This window comes from Desulfovibrio sp. DV, assembly GCF_001936595.1.
Lineage (GTDB): Bacteria > Desulfobacterota > Desulfovibrionia > Desulfovibrionales > Desulfovibrionaceae > Solidesulfovibrio.
On sequence record NZ_MLBG01000033.1, the window covers coordinates 23,843 to 37,868 of the forward strand.

Below are 14,026 nucleotides of genomic sequence, written 5' to 3' on the forward strand. Positions count from 1 at the left end.
GGGAGGCCACGGCATGTTGGGGGGGCGAGGGTTTTGGGGCCGATCAGCCCGTGGCCACCAGCCAGGTCAGGTCCCCGGCCGGGCGCACCAGAGAGGCCGGCACGGCCGGATCGGGCACATCGGCCAGGGCCTTCTCCAGGGCCGCCTCCTTGCCCCTGGCCGAGGCCAGAAAGAGCACCTGGCGGGCGGCGTTTAGAAGCGGCAGGGTGAAGGTCAGGCGCGGCACGGCCGGCTTGGCCGTTACCGGCGGCGGCACGGCCGCCACCAGCCGGGTCGTTTCGCCAAGGGCCGGGCTGCCCGGAAAAAGCGAGGCCGTGTGCCCGTCCGGGCCCATGCCAAGCAGGATCAGGTCAAAGCGCGGCACAGCCCCGAGCGGCTCGGCAAAAGTGGCTCGCATCTCGGCCTCGTAGGCGGCGGCAGCCAGATCGGGCGGCACGATGTCCACGGGCATGGGGTGGATGTTGCCGGCCGGCACGGCCGCCTTGGCAAAAAGCGCTGCCGTGACCACGCCGAAGGTGTTTTCCGGGTCCGTCACCGGGACCAGCCGTTCGTCGCCGAAAAAAAACAGGACGTGCTCAAACGGGATGCCAAGGCCCTGCCCGGCCATGGCGGCATAGAGCGGCAGGGGGGTGGACCCGCCGCAAAGGGCCATGGTGAACCGGCCCCGGGCGGCATGGGCCGCCCGGGCCAGGGCCGTTATCTGACCCAGGGCGGCCCCGGCCAGACTGGCGGCGTCGGGAAAACGACGCACCAGGGCGGTCATGACGTCAGACCATGGGCGGTGAGAAACTTCCCGGCCTCCTGCGGTCCCCAGGTGCCGGACTTGTAGAGAAACAGGCGATCGGTGGCCGGGTTGTCCAGCAGCGGGGTGAGGAAGCGCCAGCACAGTTCCACCCCGTCCTGCCGCCAGAAGAGCGTCTGGTCGCCGAGCATGCAATCGAGGAGCACCTTGGCGTAGGCGGTCAGCGCCGCGCCCTGGTAGCCCTGGTAATAGTTGAAGTTCATGGTCACCGAGCGCAGGCACATCGGCCCCGGGGCCTTGGCCTGGAAGGTCAGGCTGACCTGTTCGTCGGGCTGGATGCGAAGGATGAGCCGGTTGGCCTGGATGTGGTCGCCAAAAAGCTCCCGGAACATGGAATAGGGCACGGGCTTGAACTGCACGGTGATTTCCGTGCGTTTTTCGGCTAGCCGTTTGCCCGAGATCAGGTAAAACGGCACGCCCTGCCAGCGCCAGTTGTCCAGGTGGACCCGCATGGCGGCAAAGGTCGGGGTGGTGGAGTCGCCGGGCACGCCGGCCTCGTCGAGATAGGCCGGGGCCCGGGTGCCGCCGCACAGGCCCGAGGCATACTGGCCAAGAACGCAGTTTTCCGCCACATCCTTGGGGCTAAAGGGCCGCAGCGCCCGGAAGACCTTGGTTTTTTCGTCGCGCACCAGATCGGCCTCGAAAAGCGACGGCGGCTCGATGGCGCAAAGGGACAGGAGCTGCATCATGTGGTTTTGGAACATGTCGCGCAACACGCCAAAATGGTCGTAGTAGGAGGCCCGGTGTTCGACGCCGATGGATTCGGCGGCCAGTATGCTCACGTAATTGACGTAGCGCCGGTTCCACAGCGGCTCGAAGATGGCGTTGGCAAAACGCAGCATGAGGATGTTTTGCACCGTCTCCTTGGCCAGATAATGGTCGATGCGAAAAATCTGGTGTTCGGAGAAGCGGGTGTGCAGGGCCGATTCCAGCACTTGGGCCGTTTGCAGGTCGCGGCCGAAGGGCTTTTCGATGACCAGCCGGGCGTAGCCGTTCGTTTCCTCGGCCAGTCCGGCGTTGGCCAGATTGATGGCGATGGTCTCATAGGCCGTGGGCGGCACGGCCAGGTAGAACATGCGGTTGCCGCCAAGGGATTTGGCGGCGGCCAGCTGATCGAGATAGGTGGACAGGGCCGTAAACGAGGCCGGGTCGTCGTAGTGGACCTGAAGGTAGCTCAGGCGCGGGGCCAGGGTCTCCCACAATCCGGGGGCCAGGGAGCCGAATTCGACGGCGGCCTGGCGCATCCGTTCCCGGAAGGAATCGTCGTTTAGGTCCGTGCGGCTGGCCCCGACCACGGCAAAGTTGTCGGGCAGGTGGCCGCCGGCGCACAGGGCAACCAGGGCCGGGACGAGCATCCTGGCGGTCAGGTCGCCGGTGGCCCCGAAGATGACCAGGATAAACGGGTCGCCCACCTGCTCGAAGCGGCAGGCCGCTTCGGCCGTGGCCGTGGTGCGCCCCAGGACCACTTCGGCCTGGGCCGGGTCCATGGCATCAATCATGGCCGTCCTTCCTTTTGACGGCATGGCCGCCGAACTGGTTGCGCAGGGCCGCCAGCACCCGGTCCTGGAAGGCGTTGGGCTGGCGGGAGCGGAAGCGTTCAAAGAGCGAGGCCGTGATCACCGGAGCGGACACGGCGTTTTCAATCGCCTGGACCACGGTCCAGCGGCCCTCGCCGGAATCGTCCACATAGGCTTCAAGCGACTCCAGCCTGGGGTCTTCGGTAAAGGCCCGCTGGGCCAGTTCCAGAAGCCAGGAGCGCACCACCGACCCATGGTTCCACAGGTCGCAGATGGCCGTGAAATCGAGGCCCGCGCCGAACTGGGAGGCGGCCATGATCTCAAAGCCCTCGGCATAGGCCTGCATCATGCCGTATTCGATGCCGTTGTGGACCATCTTCACGTAGTGGCCCGAACCCACCGGGCCGGTGTGCAGGTTGCCGCCGGGACCGGTCAGGACCTCCATGGCCGGTTTAAGCGCGGCAGCCACGTCGGGTTCGGCCCCGTACATGATGCAGTAGCCCTCGGCCAGGCCCCAGATGCCGCCGCTGACCCCGGCGTCGCAGTAGCGAAGGCCGAGCTTGCCGGCGGCCTCGTGGCGACGCAGGTCGTCGCGGAAAAAGGTGTTGCCGCCGTCCACGATGATGTCACCGGCAGACAGAAGCGGCATGAGCTCGTCGATGTGCTCGTCCGTGGCCGCGCCGGCCGGCAGCATCAGCCAGACAATGCGCGGCGCGGGCAGCGCGGCCACCAGCTCGGCCATGGATGCGGCGGCACTGGCTTTGGCCCCTTCCTCGGCGGCAAAGTCCGTGGCTTTTTTAACGGTGCGGTTATACGCCGTCACCTCGATGCCGCCCCGGACCAGACGTTTGGCCATGTTAAGGCCCATGCGGCCAAGGCCGACCATACCGATTTTCATGGGGTGTCTCCTTTCGAGTTTGGCCCGGACAGGTTTTTTGGGGCCTGTCGGGCGCGGTAGAAGGCGACGGCGTGCCTGGCCGCCAGGGGAAACAGGCCAAGCAGGGCAAAGGAAACGAGCAGGCCGGGGGAGAGGATGCCGGCCAGGGAATCGATGCGCCCGAGCTGGGTGCCGGCGTTGACGTAAACCGCCGTGCCCGGGAGCATTCCGATCTGGGAGACGAGGTAAAAGGTGGACAGGGGCACGGCGGTCAGGCCCATGGCGGCGTTGACCACGAAGAAGGGGAAAAGCGGTATGAGGCGCAGGGTGAAGAGGTAAAAGGCCCCTTCCCGGCGGATGCCCTCGTCGATGGCGGTCAGCTTCGGTCCCATGCGCCGGGCCATGGCCTGGCGAAAGAGCGTGCGCGACAGGGCACACGCCAGGGTCGCGCCGATGGTGCTGGCAAAGGAGACGATGACGAGGGTGGTCCAGAAGCCGAAGATGGCCCCGCCACCAAGGGTCAGCACGGTTGCGCCGGGCAGGCTCAGGGCGGCCACCAGCACGTAGAGCAGGAAATACCCGGCCGCAAACCGCAGCGGCGAGGCGGCCTGGGCCGTGGCCAGGGCCTCCCGGGACTCTTTGAGAAAGGACAAGGTCAGGGAATTGTGCAGTCCCAGACCGAAGAATCCGGCGATCAAGGCGGCCACCAGGGCCAGAAGCAGCATCTTGCGCACAAAGCCGGAGGTCATGGCGGCTCCTTAGCGGTACCGGGCGACATAGGCGTCCACGTCGAATTTGCGCCGACAGCCTCGTTCGTTCATGTAGCGCACCTGTCCGTAGACGGCCCGGTTGGCCCAGGGCCGGTCGTGCAGGCCGCCGACGGACCACAGGACGCCGACCACGCCGTTGGGGTCCCGGCCGTCCAGGGCGTAGCGGTCATTAAGCGTCAGGGCGATGGCGATGGCTGCCTGGGGCGAGGCCGACCATTCCAGGATCTTTTTGGCCCAGTACATGCGCATGTAGCCGTGGATGCGCCCGGTGCGGACAAGCTGGCCCTGGGCCGCGTTCCACAGGGCGCTGTGGGTGGCCCCGGCCTCGAAGGCGGCCGGCTCGTAGACATACGGCCGGGCGTCGCCGGCGTGGGCGGCCAGGGTCTTTTGCGCCCAGTCGGGCAGGGCGGAAAACTGGTCGTAGTCCGGGGTGTAGTGGCAGTAATTGTCGGACAGTTCCCGACGGATGATCAGTTCTTCCAGATAGGCGTCGGCATCGGCCGGGGCGCGGTCCTTGGCGGCCAGGATGTCCAGGGCGGCGCGCTGGGGGGAGAGCTGGCCGAAGTGGAAATAGGGCGACAGGCCCGAGACGGCCCCGGCATTGGGATCGTTTCGCCGGGTGGCATAGCCGGGCAGGCGGTTGGCTATGAAATCGGCCAGGGCCGCCCGGGCTGCAGCCGGACCGGGGCAAAGGCCCGCGACCGGGGGCACCGGGGGCACAGCCGGGTCGGCCGTCACGCTGCCGGCCACGGCAGCCCAGTCCACCGGATCGCAGCCGTCCAGGTTGGCGGCGGCAAAATGGGGCAGCTCGGGGAAGGGTTCGAGAAATTCAGCCAGCCGGTGGTGGATTTTCGGGCGAAGCGTGGCCGCGGCATAGTCCCGGCGCGACGAGGCGAGGAGGCAGGGCACGACGTTGTGGCCGTCCACCTCGACAAGCGCCCCGGCAAAGGCGGCGGCAACCGCCCCCTGCCAGTGCCGTTTGATCCGCATGGGATCGAAATCGGTGACGCATGTCCCGGCCCCGGTCTGGTGCAGAAAGGCCGGCACCGTGGCCGCCGGATCGCCCGGGAGCAGAAAAAACGGGATGTTTCGCGCCCGCAGCGCCGCCTCGGTTTCGGCCAGGCCGCGCAGCATGAAATCGTAGTGGCGCGCGGTGGCTCCGGGATAGGTCGGGGCCAGGGCGAACAGGACCCCCAGGGGGGCCTTGTCCTGCCCGGCCAGGGCGGCGGCGTGGAGCAGGCCCCAGTTGTCCGCGGCCCGCTGTTCCCGGGTCATCCAATAGACGACCGGCCCCTGGCGCGGGGCATTTTGAGACAGGGACCGGACGCGGGCGGGATGGACCAGCATCCTCTTCTTGTAGGCGGTCAGGCTGGCGGATGCAAGCTACGAAGCGGCCTTGATTTCGTCCCACAAGGCGTTTTTGGCGGCCATGTCCAGGTCGTCGAGCTTCACGCCCCGGGCCTCGGCCAGCTTTTCCATGGCCTTGTAGCGGCGGAGGAACTTGTTGACCGCGCCATCCAGGCAGGCATTGGCCTTGAGCCCCAGGCGGCGGCCGTATTCGGTCAGGGAGAAGAGATAATCGCCGAATTCCTCGGCCATGGTCGCTTCGTCGCCGGCGGCCACCGCCGCCTCGAACTCGGCCCGCTCCACAGCCAGATGCCCGGCCATGTCCGCGTCGGTCTCCCAGGTGAACCCGGCCCGGGCCGCCTTGGAATGGACGCGGTAGGCCTTCAAAAGCGGCGGCAGGCCCTTGGGCAGGCTGGCGAACAGGCCGGTCTTGGCCGGTTTTTCCGTGCGCTTGATGCGCTCCCAGTTGCGCAGCAGCTCCTCGCGGTCCTTTATCGTGCAGTCGGAAAAGACATGGGGATGGCGGCGGACCATCTTGGCCGCAGCCGTGTCAAAGGCCTCGGCCAGGGTGAAATCGCCCCGGGCCTGGGAAAGGGTGGCCACAAAAAGGAGCAAAAACAGCACGTCGCCGAGTTCCTCGGCCGTGCCCGGGATGTCGCCCGAGCGGATGCTGTCCACCAGCTCGAAGGATTCCTCGATGATGTAGTCGCAAAGGGTCTCCGGGGTCTGCACCTTGTCCCAGGGGCAGCCCTCGGGGCCGAGCAGGGCGTCCAGAACGTCTTGCAGGCTGGCCAGGGCGGCGGCAGTTGACGGGGCTGTGTCGGTATCGCTCATGATGGTTTGTCCGTATCGGCAGGGCGGGCCGGCTTGGCAGCCGGCGCGGTCGGGTGTTTGTCGGCCGCAGCCTTGGGGTCGGGCGCGGCTTTCGGGGCCTCGGATTTGGCGGGGTCGGCCTTTTTCTCCGGGGCGGCTTTGGCGTCCGACCCGGCCGGTTTGGCCGGTTCGGCTGCTTTTTTGGCCGGGTGTTCGGCCGTTTTGGCCTCGGCCGGCTTGGCCTCTGGCTTTTTGGCCGGTTCTGCGGCCTTGGCTTCGGGTTTGGCGGCCGGTTTCTTGTCCGGCTCTTTGGCCGGTTCGGCCGGCTTTTTGTCAGCGGGCTTGGCCGGCTCCGGGGCCGGATGCTTGTCCTCGGCCTTGGGAGCCTCGGCCGGCTTCTTGTCGGGATCGGCCGGTTTTTTGTCCAGGACGGCGGCGGCAGTGGCGGCTGCGGCGGCTGCGGCCTTTTTCTCCAGGGCCGCCTTGATGGGATCGGGCAGTTCCTTTTTCCCGAACCGGCGCAGTTTTTCGTTGATGTCCGGGGGGATGTAATTGACGAGCTTGCCGCTCACCTTGTCGAGCACCGGCACGAGCATGGACCCTTTGAGAAAATCCGGGTCCGGCATGGCCAGACGCAGCAGGAAAAGCAGCACCGCCGTCAGGATCACGCCCTTGACCAGCCCGAAGCCGCCGCCGAAAAACCGGTCGGCCCACTGGGTCATGGTCACCTTGACGATGCCGGAAATGGCCAGGGCCACGAACCACACGCCCATCAGCGCCACGGTGAAAATGAGCAGGTAGGCGGCGGTGCCGGCGTAGTTGCCGGAAATATATTCGGACAGGTTGGGGGCCAGCACTTTGTGGTAGGAGCCGGCCAGATAAAAGGCCGTGATGATGGCCGCCAGCGACCCGGCTTCCTTGACCAGCCCGCGCATATAGCCGCGCACGGCAAAGAAAAGCCAGATAATGGCCAGGGAGAGGTCGGCTATATTCAGTGTTGGCATCATGTGGTGGCTGCGCCCTGGTTACTGGGTGCGGTGCCAGGGGTAGCAGATGCCGCCGCAAAAACCAACCCGCCCGCAAGGGGCCGGCCCGCCCTTGTCCGGGGCCGGTGTTGCGGGTAGTGAGAAAAAAAATTCCGAAGGACGCAGCCGTATGGAACCAAAGATTCTCCCCACCGATATCCACAAGTTCCTGGCTGCCCGGGTCCTTGGCCAGGAAGAACTGCTGCGCCGCATCAGCGTGTCGCTTTACAAGCACATCCACGGGCTGCCGGCCCCGAACGTCCTGCTCATCGGCAACTCCGGCACCGGCAAGACCACGCTCATGCAGGCGGTGGCGGCCTTTTACGACGCCCACCCCGAGCTCGACCGCTTCCGGGTCATGCTCATCATAAACGCCAACACGCTGTCGCCCGAGGTCGAGGGCGAGGACCGCACCACCCGCCTTTTCCGCAAGCTCGAAGCCCGGGCCAAGGTGGCTTTCGGCGCGGAACTGTCGGCTGCGGCCCTGCGGGAATACCTGGAAAATGCCACGGTGTGCGTGGACGAGGTGGACAAGATTTCCGGGCGCATCTCGGGCAAGCCCAATGTCGAGGGCATCACCACCCAGTATGCGCTGTTGACCATGCTCGAAGGCGAACAGTTCCTCTACCGGGCCACGGTCATGGAAGACGGCCGGCCGGTGGAGACGGACATCCCGCTCGATACCGGCAAGCTCCTTTTCATCTGCGGCGGGGCCTTTGAGGAACTCTACGACCAGGTCTACAACTGCATCGTCAACCGCCGCGACGACCGGCGGCTCAAGGAAGTCTCGGAAGTGGAGCGCCGCGCCGACGGCACGGTGTCGGTGCGGACCGTGGTGCGCTTTCGGCTGCGGGAATACCTGCGTCTGGCCGACATGTTCGCCTTTGGCATGATGCCGCAGTTTATTTCCCGCTTCGGAGCCATCACCATGCTCGAGGAACTGGGCAAGGACGAGCTGCGCCAGATCCTCATCGGTTCGGGGAACTCACCCCTTCGCCTGTGCCTGGAATACTTCCGCCACATGGGCATCCGCCTCCAGGTGACCGACGCAGCCCTGACCGCCATTGCCTGCGCCGCCGCCAAAAACAGCCGCATTGGCGCGCGCGCCCTGCGCGAGATATTTAACGGCCTGATCGCTCCCTACGAATTTGATCCCAATGCCTCGCCCAAGTTCGAGACCACGGACAAAGGGCCCACTTTGACCATCGACCAGGAAACCGTGGCCGAATACCTGGGACAGACGAACGTGTAGCCCGGTCGGCCGGGGCGCGACTTCGGTAATGGGCCCGGGCATCCGGGCAACGGGCGTTTCGGGTCGGGGTGGGTCCCCGGGATGCTTATCCGGCGGGCGGGGTGGGTGGAGCGGTTGCGCTGGGGCCCGGAATTGTCCGGCCGCGGGCAGCGTGCCCGGAGCGGCGCTTACCGGGTGAGCGTCCAGGAATCGAAACTGTACCGGTATAAAAAATCATAGTCGCGTATCTTGGCGTTCATGGCTTCCAGTTCGGCGGGAGTCCAGGCAATGGTGTGCCGTGTCAATTTCGGTTTATTAAACAGCATCGCTTTGCATTCCGCCAAAAAAGCCGGATTCGGCTCCAGTCCGAGAAAGGCCAGAATTTTGAGAAGCTCCTGTTCGGGCGAGGTGATGACGTCCTCGTGGTGGATGTCCAGGCATCGGGCTTTTTCCCGGATGACGCTGGCGGCCGCGCAATGCATGAAATACCAGGAGATCCTGTCCATGACCGGGGCACCGCTTCTGTTGTGCATCGTGGCGACGGTGTCAAAAGGATTCCTGACGGCATGTATTATGGACACATTTGTTTCAAGGGTTGTTTCGAGGTGATGGAGTAAACTGTAGTCTCCGTGCAGGAGAAGCATGGCCGGATTCCATATTTTGTCTCCGGTCACCTGGATGTCGTTCAGATTTTTAGGGCCCTGGGCTATCTTGTACGAGTAACCACCGCAGTATCTGCCATTTTCCCTGTTTGTTTCAGCATTTGCATAAATTTCTTCAAATATTTCTGTTGCTGAAAGGGATGACCAGAAGTGTTTTGACGCGTTTGTTTCGTTGGCAACCATGGCGTTGGGATGCGCGTCGATGATGGAACCGAGCAGTGATGTGCCTGATCTTGCGTTGCCAATGATCAAAACGAATTGTCTGAGATTGGGGAATTTGTTCACTCTCAGGTTCTCCGGTCAAATATCTCAAGTATTGATCAGGCCATTAAATAAATTACGCGAAACTGGCGCCCAAAAGGCCGTGCCCCTTGTTTCTCAGGCCGGCAACGGCCTTGCCGTGACAAAAATATCCTCGTCCACCCGCCGCACGTCGCAGAAGCGGTAGCCGGCGGCGTCGGCCATGCGCGGCACGGCCAGACCCGAAAAGCCGGCCACGGCCCGGTCGTCGGCCAGCACCTTGGGGGCGTAAAAAAGCGCCAGCTCATCAGCCAGCCCCTGGGCCGCCAGAGAGCCGGCCAGCCCGCCCCCGCCCTCGCACAAAAGCGTATAGATCCGGGCCTCGCTGCGCAGCCGGCCAAGCCCCGGGGCCAGGTCAAGGCTGCCGTCGGGCCGGTCGGGCAGGCCGTAAAGCCGCACACCGCGTTTGGCGAGCGCCCGGCCGGCGGCCGAGTCGGCCTGCTCAAGGCCCGTGAGGATGGCCAGTTCCGGCGAACGCTCGCGCACGAGCGTCAGGGTGGCATCAGCCGGGGGCAGCCGGCGGGTGACGATGACGGCCAGCGGCTGGGGGTTGCCCGACAGCGGATCGCTGGCGTCCAGGCGGTGGGTCAGGCGCGGATCATCGGCCCGAAGGGTCCCGCCGCCGACCATCACCGCCTGCATCCCGGCCCGCATCCGATGCACGCACCGCCGCGAGGCCTGCCCGCTCACCCAGCTCGCGTCGCCGGTGCGGGTGGCAATGCGCCCGTCCAGGGTCATGGCCAGCTTGAGGGTCACATAGGGCCGGCCCATGGTCTTGTAGACCACGAAATCGGCAATGGTGTCGCGGCACTGCTGCTCCAGGACGCCGACATCGACGGCCACGCCGCCCTGGCGCAACAGTTCGGCCCCGCCCTCGGCCACCGGATTGGGGTCCAGGCAGCCCACCACCACCCGGGCCACCCCGGATTCCAGCAGGGTGCGCGAACACGGCGGCGTCTTGCCGAAATGGTTGCACGGCTCAAGGGTCACGTACATGGTGCCCCCGGCCACGGGAACCCGGCGCAGCTCGGCCTCGCGCAGGCATTCCACCTCGGCGTGGGGGCCGCCAAAAACCTTGTGCCAGCCCTCGGCCACGATGGCGCCGTTTTGCACCAGCACCGCCCCGACCCGGGGATTGGGCGTGACAAAGCCCCGGCCGCGCTCGGCCAGTTCCAAAGCCCGGGCCATGAAATCGGCATCAGACGCCATGGTTGCCCTCCAGCACGTCAAAGCCGATGCCGGCTTCGGCGATCATCTCGGCCGACAGCGGATCAGGATAGCCCTGGCTGAAATAGATGTGGTTCACCTGGCAGTTGATCAGCATCTTGGTGCAGATCAGGCACGGCTGGGTGGTGCAGTAGATGTCTGCCCCGGCAATGGGCACGCCGTGCAGGGCGCATTGGATGATGACGTTTTGTTCGGCGTGCAGGCCCCGGCACAGTTCGTGGCGTTCCCCGGACGGGATGCCGAGTTTTTCACGCAGGCAGCCGATGTCCAGGCAATGGGCCGTGCCGGCCGGGGAGCCGTTGTAGCCCGTGGCCAGGATGCGGCGGTCGCGCACGGCCACGGCCCCGACCTTGCGCCGCAGGCAGGTGCTGCGCTCGGCCACCAGATAGGCGATGCGCATGAAATAATCAGGCCAGGGAAGACGCTTGTCCATGGGGGCAGACTCCGTAAGAAAATGGGTGGCCGTCAGGCTGTCCGCAGAGTGGACCAGGGCGGGGCAGGCGTCAAGGTGCGGCAGCCCTGCCAGCCTGCCGCCCGGCCCGGAGTGGCGTGGCAGGAGCCTGGTTGCCCGTGGCCGCCCATCCCCGGCCCGGAGCTCGCCTTCCGGCGGCCCCGATGATCCGGCCTGTCCGGTGCAGGCTGGCAAGCCCTTGTGCCTGGGCGCTTTTTTGGTGTATTCGCGGGAGAAGCCTCCCGCCCGCCGTTGGTCCACGTCCCGGGCGCAGGCAGACACTGCCGGCGATGCCGTTTGCGCCGCACAGGGGCAAAGCAATGCTGCGAAGCAAAGACCGGACAACTACGGGCGCAAGGGGTGGCCGGTGCCGTTTTCCCCGGGCAGTGGGCTTCGGCCTCCCGGCCGCCGTCCTGACCGTTTGGGCCTGCCCGGCCGTGCCCGTCCTCTGGGCGCAGCCCGTGCCGCCCGGTGCAGGCTCGCACCCCGTCCCCTGGGGGCTGGCCATCATGCTTGCCCTGGCCCTGCTTGGCGCTTTGGCCCTGTTTTTTTGCGCCGTGTTGCGTCGGCGGCTGGCCGAAGCCCGGCGCGAGTTGCAGGCCGCCGCCGCCGGGTTGCGGGCGTCCGAAGTCGCCCTGGCCGAGAGCGAGGCGCGTTTCCATACCCTGCTTGACAACATCCCCACGGTCTCGGTCCAGGGCTATGGCCCGGATCGCCGCATCCGCTACTGGAACGCCGCTTCGCAAGCCATTTACGGGTTTTCCCGGGAAGAGGTGCTCGGCCGCGATCTGCTCGACTGCATCATTCCGCCGGCCATGCGCGATCAGGCGCGCGGCGCCATCGCGGGTATGGCCGCCTCGGGCCAGCCGCTGCCGGCCGGCGAGTTGACGCTCCTGCGTAAGGACGGCTCCCCGGTCGCGGTCTTCTCCAGCCATGCCGTGGTGCAAACCGCCCGGGGCGAAACCCTGCTCTACTGCCTGGACATCGACATGCGGCCACTGCGGCTGGCCGAGGAAAAGCTGCGTCTGCTGGTGGAAAACGCCGGCGACGCCATCTACCTTACCGACTGGAGCGGCCGGTTTCTCGATGTCAACCCCGAGGCCGAGCGCCAGACCGGCATGAGTCGCCAGGAACTGCTGGAGCTTGGCGTCATCGACCTGGACGTGGAGCAGACAGCCCACTCGCTGGCGGAATTTTCCGCGGCCATTGGCACGGCGGGCCGGGCATCGTTTGAGACACGGCATCGACGCCGGGACGGCACGACCTTCCCGGTGGAACTGCGGGTGGTGGCCTTCCACACCGATGGCCAAGCCTACATGATCGGTATTGCCCGCGACATCACCGAGCGCCGGCGCAGCGACGAAGCCCTGCGGGAAAGCGAGACGCGCCTTCGCCGCATCATCGAGGCGGCCCGCGACGCCATCATCATGACCGATGCCGACGGGCTGGTGACGTTCTGGAATCCGGCGGCCGAGGCCCTGCTCGGCTATACGGCCGCCGAGGCCCTGGGCCACGATGTGCACGGGCTGCTTGCCTCCAAACGCTATGCCAAGGCCGGGCTGGACGTTTTCGCGGAATTTACAGCCACCGGCCAGGGCGAGATCCCGGCCAACTCCCGGGATCTGCTGGCCCGGCGCAAGGACGGCAGCGAAATCGCGGTGTCGCTGTCCCTGGCCGCCCTGGACATGCAGGGGCGCTGGCATGGCGTGGGCATCCTGCGCGATGTCACGGCCCGCAAACGGGTGGAAACCCAGCTCGTCGAGGCCAAACAGCTGGCCGAGGCCGCCAGCCGGGCCAAATCCGAATTCCTGGCCAACATGAGCCATGAAATCCGCACGCCCTTAAACGGCATCCTCGGCATGCTCGAACTGCTCAAAACCACCGGGCCGTCAAGCGAGCAGTCGGAATACATCCTGGCCGCCATCAAGTCCTGCGGCCGGCTGACCCGGCTGTTGGCCGACATCCTGGACATCTCCCGCATCGAGACCGGCCGCATGTCCTTTGTGTCTGCGCCCCTGCGCACGGCCGATGTGGTCCCGGCCATCCTGGACCTCTTCCGCCCGGCCTGCCGGGAAAAGAACCTGGACCTGTCCTGCACGCTCGCCCCGGACATGCCGCCGGTGGTCCTGGGCGATGAGGCCCGGCTGTTGCAGATCCTTTTCAATCTGGTGGGCAATGCCGTCAAATTTACCGAGGCCGGGAGCGTGCGGGTCACCGCCGGACCGCTGCCGATCTGCCCTGGCGATCGGGTGCGGCTGCTTTTTTGCATCGCCGATACGGGCATCGGCATCACCGACGCCCAACTGGCCACGATCTTTGATCCCTTTGTCCAGGCCGAATCCAGCTACACCCGCCGTTTCCAGGGGGCGGGGCTCGGGTTGGCCATCGTCAGCAAGCTCGTGCGGCTTCTCGGCGGTGAACTGGCCATCGACAACACCCCGGGAGCCGGGACCGTGGCCTACCTGTCCCTGCCCTTCGGCCGTGCCGCCGATGCCGTCCTGCCGGCCCCGGAGGCGGTCGTGGCGGCCGCACCGGCCGGGCTTTCGATCCTGGTGGCCGAGGACGACGAGGTTACCATCCTGGCCGTTGAACGCATGTTGCAAAAGGCCGGACACCGGCCACGCGTGGCCCGAAACGGCAGGGAGGCCGTGGCCATGGTCGGGGAGTCCGTTTTCGACCTGATTTTCATGGATGTGGAAATGCCCGTGGCCGACGGCCTGGAGGCCACCCGGGCCATCCGGGAGTACGAGGCGGCCGCCGGCCGGGCCAGGACGCCCATCGTAGCGCTTACGGCCTATACCATGCAGGGCGACCGGGAGCGCTTTCTGGCCGCCGGCATGGACGATCATCTGGCCAAGCCGGTCACCGGCAGCGAGCTGGCCGCGGCCATCGTCCGGGCCATCGGCTTCGTGGCAGCGTAGGGCCAGGAGCGGAGGGGACAAGGGAAGAGCGCCTCCAGCGGCCGGAGAGCGAGAGCAGGAAAGGCAGAAGATGCCTCCGGCGG

12 protein-coding genes are annotated in these 14,026 nt (G+C 66.2%); 2 read left to right on the forward strand and 10 right to left on the reverse strand.

Annotated elements, in window-relative coordinates:
• Window positions 1–43: 43 nt before the first annotated feature.
• Genes pgl through DVDV_RS09705 form a run of 7 tightly spaced genes read right to left on the reverse strand, consistent with a single transcriptional unit; the run spans window position 44 to window position 7,133 of the window.
• Complete coding sequence (gene pgl, locus DVDV_RS09675) at window positions 44–763, reverse strand: 6-phosphogluconolactonase (protein ID WP_075354473.1); 720 nt, start codon at window positions 761–763, stop codon at window positions 44–46.
• The gene (gene zwf, locus DVDV_RS09680; RefSeq protein WP_075354474.1) at window positions 760–2,301 is read right to left on the reverse strand and encodes a glucose-6-phosphate dehydrogenase; all 1,542 of its coding nucleotides are present in this window, start codon (window positions 2,299–2,301) and stop codon (window positions 760–762) included. The genes pgl and zwf overlap by 4 nt, the downstream gene beginning before the upstream one ends.
• Window positions 2,294–3,217, reverse strand: a complete 924-nt coding sequence (gene gnd, locus DVDV_RS09685; RefSeq protein ID WP_075354475.1) for a phosphogluconate dehydrogenase (NAD(+)-dependent, decarboxylating) — start codon at window positions 3,215–3,217, stop codon at window positions 2,294–2,296. The genes zwf and gnd overlap by 8 nt, the downstream gene beginning before the upstream one ends.
• On the reverse strand, window positions 3,214–3,945 hold the full coding sequence (locus tag DVDV_RS09690) for a TVP38/TMEM64 family protein (protein ID WP_075354476.1): 732 nt from the start codon (window positions 3,943–3,945) through the stop codon (window positions 3,214–3,216). Before DVDV_RS09690 ends, gnd begins: the two co-directional genes overlap by 4 nt.
• Before the next feature lie 9 nt (window positions 3,946–3,954).
• Window positions 3,955–5,313, reverse strand: a complete 1,359-nt coding sequence (gene phrB / locus DVDV_RS09695; protein ID WP_075354477.1) for a deoxyribodipyrimidine photo-lyase — start codon at window positions 5,311–5,313, stop codon at window positions 3,955–3,957.
• A gap of 36 nt (window positions 5,314–5,349) precedes the next feature.
• Complete coding sequence (gene mazG / locus DVDV_RS09700; protein ID WP_075354478.1) at window positions 5,350–6,147, reverse strand: nucleoside triphosphate pyrophosphohydrolase; 798 nt, start codon at window positions 6,145–6,147, stop codon at window positions 5,350–5,352.
• Window positions 6,144–7,133: a CvpA family protein gene (locus DVDV_RS09705; protein ID WP_075354479.1), complete on the reverse strand. Its 990-nt coding sequence runs from the start codon at window positions 7,131–7,133 to the stop codon at window positions 6,144–6,146. Before DVDV_RS09705 ends, mazG begins: the two co-directional genes overlap by 4 nt.
• Before the next feature lie 148 nt (window positions 7,134–7,281).
• On the opposite strand from DVDV_RS09705, the gene DVDV_RS09710 reads away from it, so the two are divergent.
• A complete protein-coding gene (locus DVDV_RS09710; protein WP_075354480.1) occupies window positions 7,282–8,403 on the forward strand; it encodes an AAA family ATPase in 1,122 nt (373 codons plus the stop codon).
• A 167-nt stretch (window positions 8,404–8,570) separates the two neighbouring features.
• Here DVDV_RS09710 and DVDV_RS09715 read toward each other — a convergent pair whose 3' ends face one another.
• From DVDV_RS09715 to DVDV_RS09725, 3 genes are all read right to left on the reverse strand, one after another.
• Window positions 8,571–9,329, reverse strand: a complete 759-nt coding sequence (locus tag DVDV_RS09715) for a sulfotransferase (RefSeq protein WP_075354481.1) — start codon at window positions 9,327–9,329, stop codon at window positions 8,571–8,573.
• A 93-nt stretch (window positions 9,330–9,422) separates the two neighbouring features.
• Window positions 9,423–10,553, reverse strand: a complete 1,131-nt coding sequence (ribD, locus tag DVDV_RS09720; RefSeq protein WP_075354482.1) for a bifunctional diaminohydroxyphosphoribosylaminopyrimidine deaminase/5-amino-6-(5-phosphoribosylamino)uracil reductase RibD — start codon at window positions 10,551–10,553, stop codon at window positions 9,423–9,425.
• On the reverse strand, window positions 10,543–11,004 hold the full coding sequence (locus DVDV_RS09725) for a cytidine/deoxycytidylate deaminase family protein (RefSeq protein ID WP_043634987.1): 462 nt from the start codon (window positions 11,002–11,004) through the stop codon (window positions 10,543–10,545). Before DVDV_RS09725 ends, ribD begins: the two co-directional genes overlap by 11 nt.
• A 479-nt stretch (window positions 11,005–11,483) precedes the next feature.
• Between DVDV_RS09725 and DVDV_RS09730 the strand changes: the two genes are divergently transcribed.
• The gene (locus tag DVDV_RS09730; RefSeq protein WP_175577089.1) at window positions 11,484–13,943 is read left to right on the forward strand and encodes a PAS domain S-box protein; all 2,460 of its coding nucleotides are present in this window, start codon (window positions 11,484–11,486) and stop codon (window positions 13,941–13,943) included.
• Window positions 13,944–14,026 lie beyond the last annotated feature (83 nt).

Excerpts from the sequence above, each read along its gene's own strand:
- pgl (WP_075354473.1), bottom strand. The coding sequence starts at position 763 with ATGACCGCCCTGGTGCGTCGTTTTCCCGACGCCGCCAGTCTGGCCGGG.
- zwf (WP_075354474.1), bottom strand. The coding sequence starts at position 2,301 with ATGATTGATGCCATGGACCCGGCCCAGGCCGAAGTGGTCCTGGGGCGC.
- gnd (WP_075354475.1), bottom strand. The coding sequence starts at position 3,217 with ATGAAAATCGGTATGGTCGGCCTTGGCCGCATGGGCCTTAACATGGCC.
- DVDV_RS09690 (WP_075354476.1), bottom strand. The coding sequence starts at position 3,945 with ATGACCTCCGGCTTTGTGCGCAAGATGCTGCTTCTGGCCCTGGTGGCC.
- phrB (WP_075354477.1), bottom strand. The coding sequence starts at position 5,313 with ATGCTGGTCCATCCCGCCCGCGTCCGGTCCCTGTCTCAAAATGCCCCG.
- mazG (WP_075354478.1), bottom strand. The coding sequence starts at position 6,147 with ATGAGCGATACCGACACAGCCCCGTCAACTGCCGCCGCCCTGGCCAGC.
- DVDV_RS09705 (WP_075354479.1), bottom strand. The coding sequence starts at position 7,133 with ATGATGCCAACACTGAATATAGCCGACCTCTCCCTGGCCATTATCTGG.
- DVDV_RS09710 (WP_075354480.1), top strand. The coding sequence starts at position 7,282 with ATGGAACCAAAGATTCTCCCCACCGATATCCACAAGTTCCTGGCTGCC.
- ribD (WP_075354482.1), bottom strand. The coding sequence starts at position 10,553 with ATGGCGTCTGATGCCGATTTCATGGCCCGGGCTTTGGAACTGGCCGAG.
- DVDV_RS09725 (WP_043634987.1), bottom strand. The coding sequence starts at position 11,004 with ATGGACAAGCGTCTTCCCTGGCCTGATTATTTCATGCGCATCGCCTAT.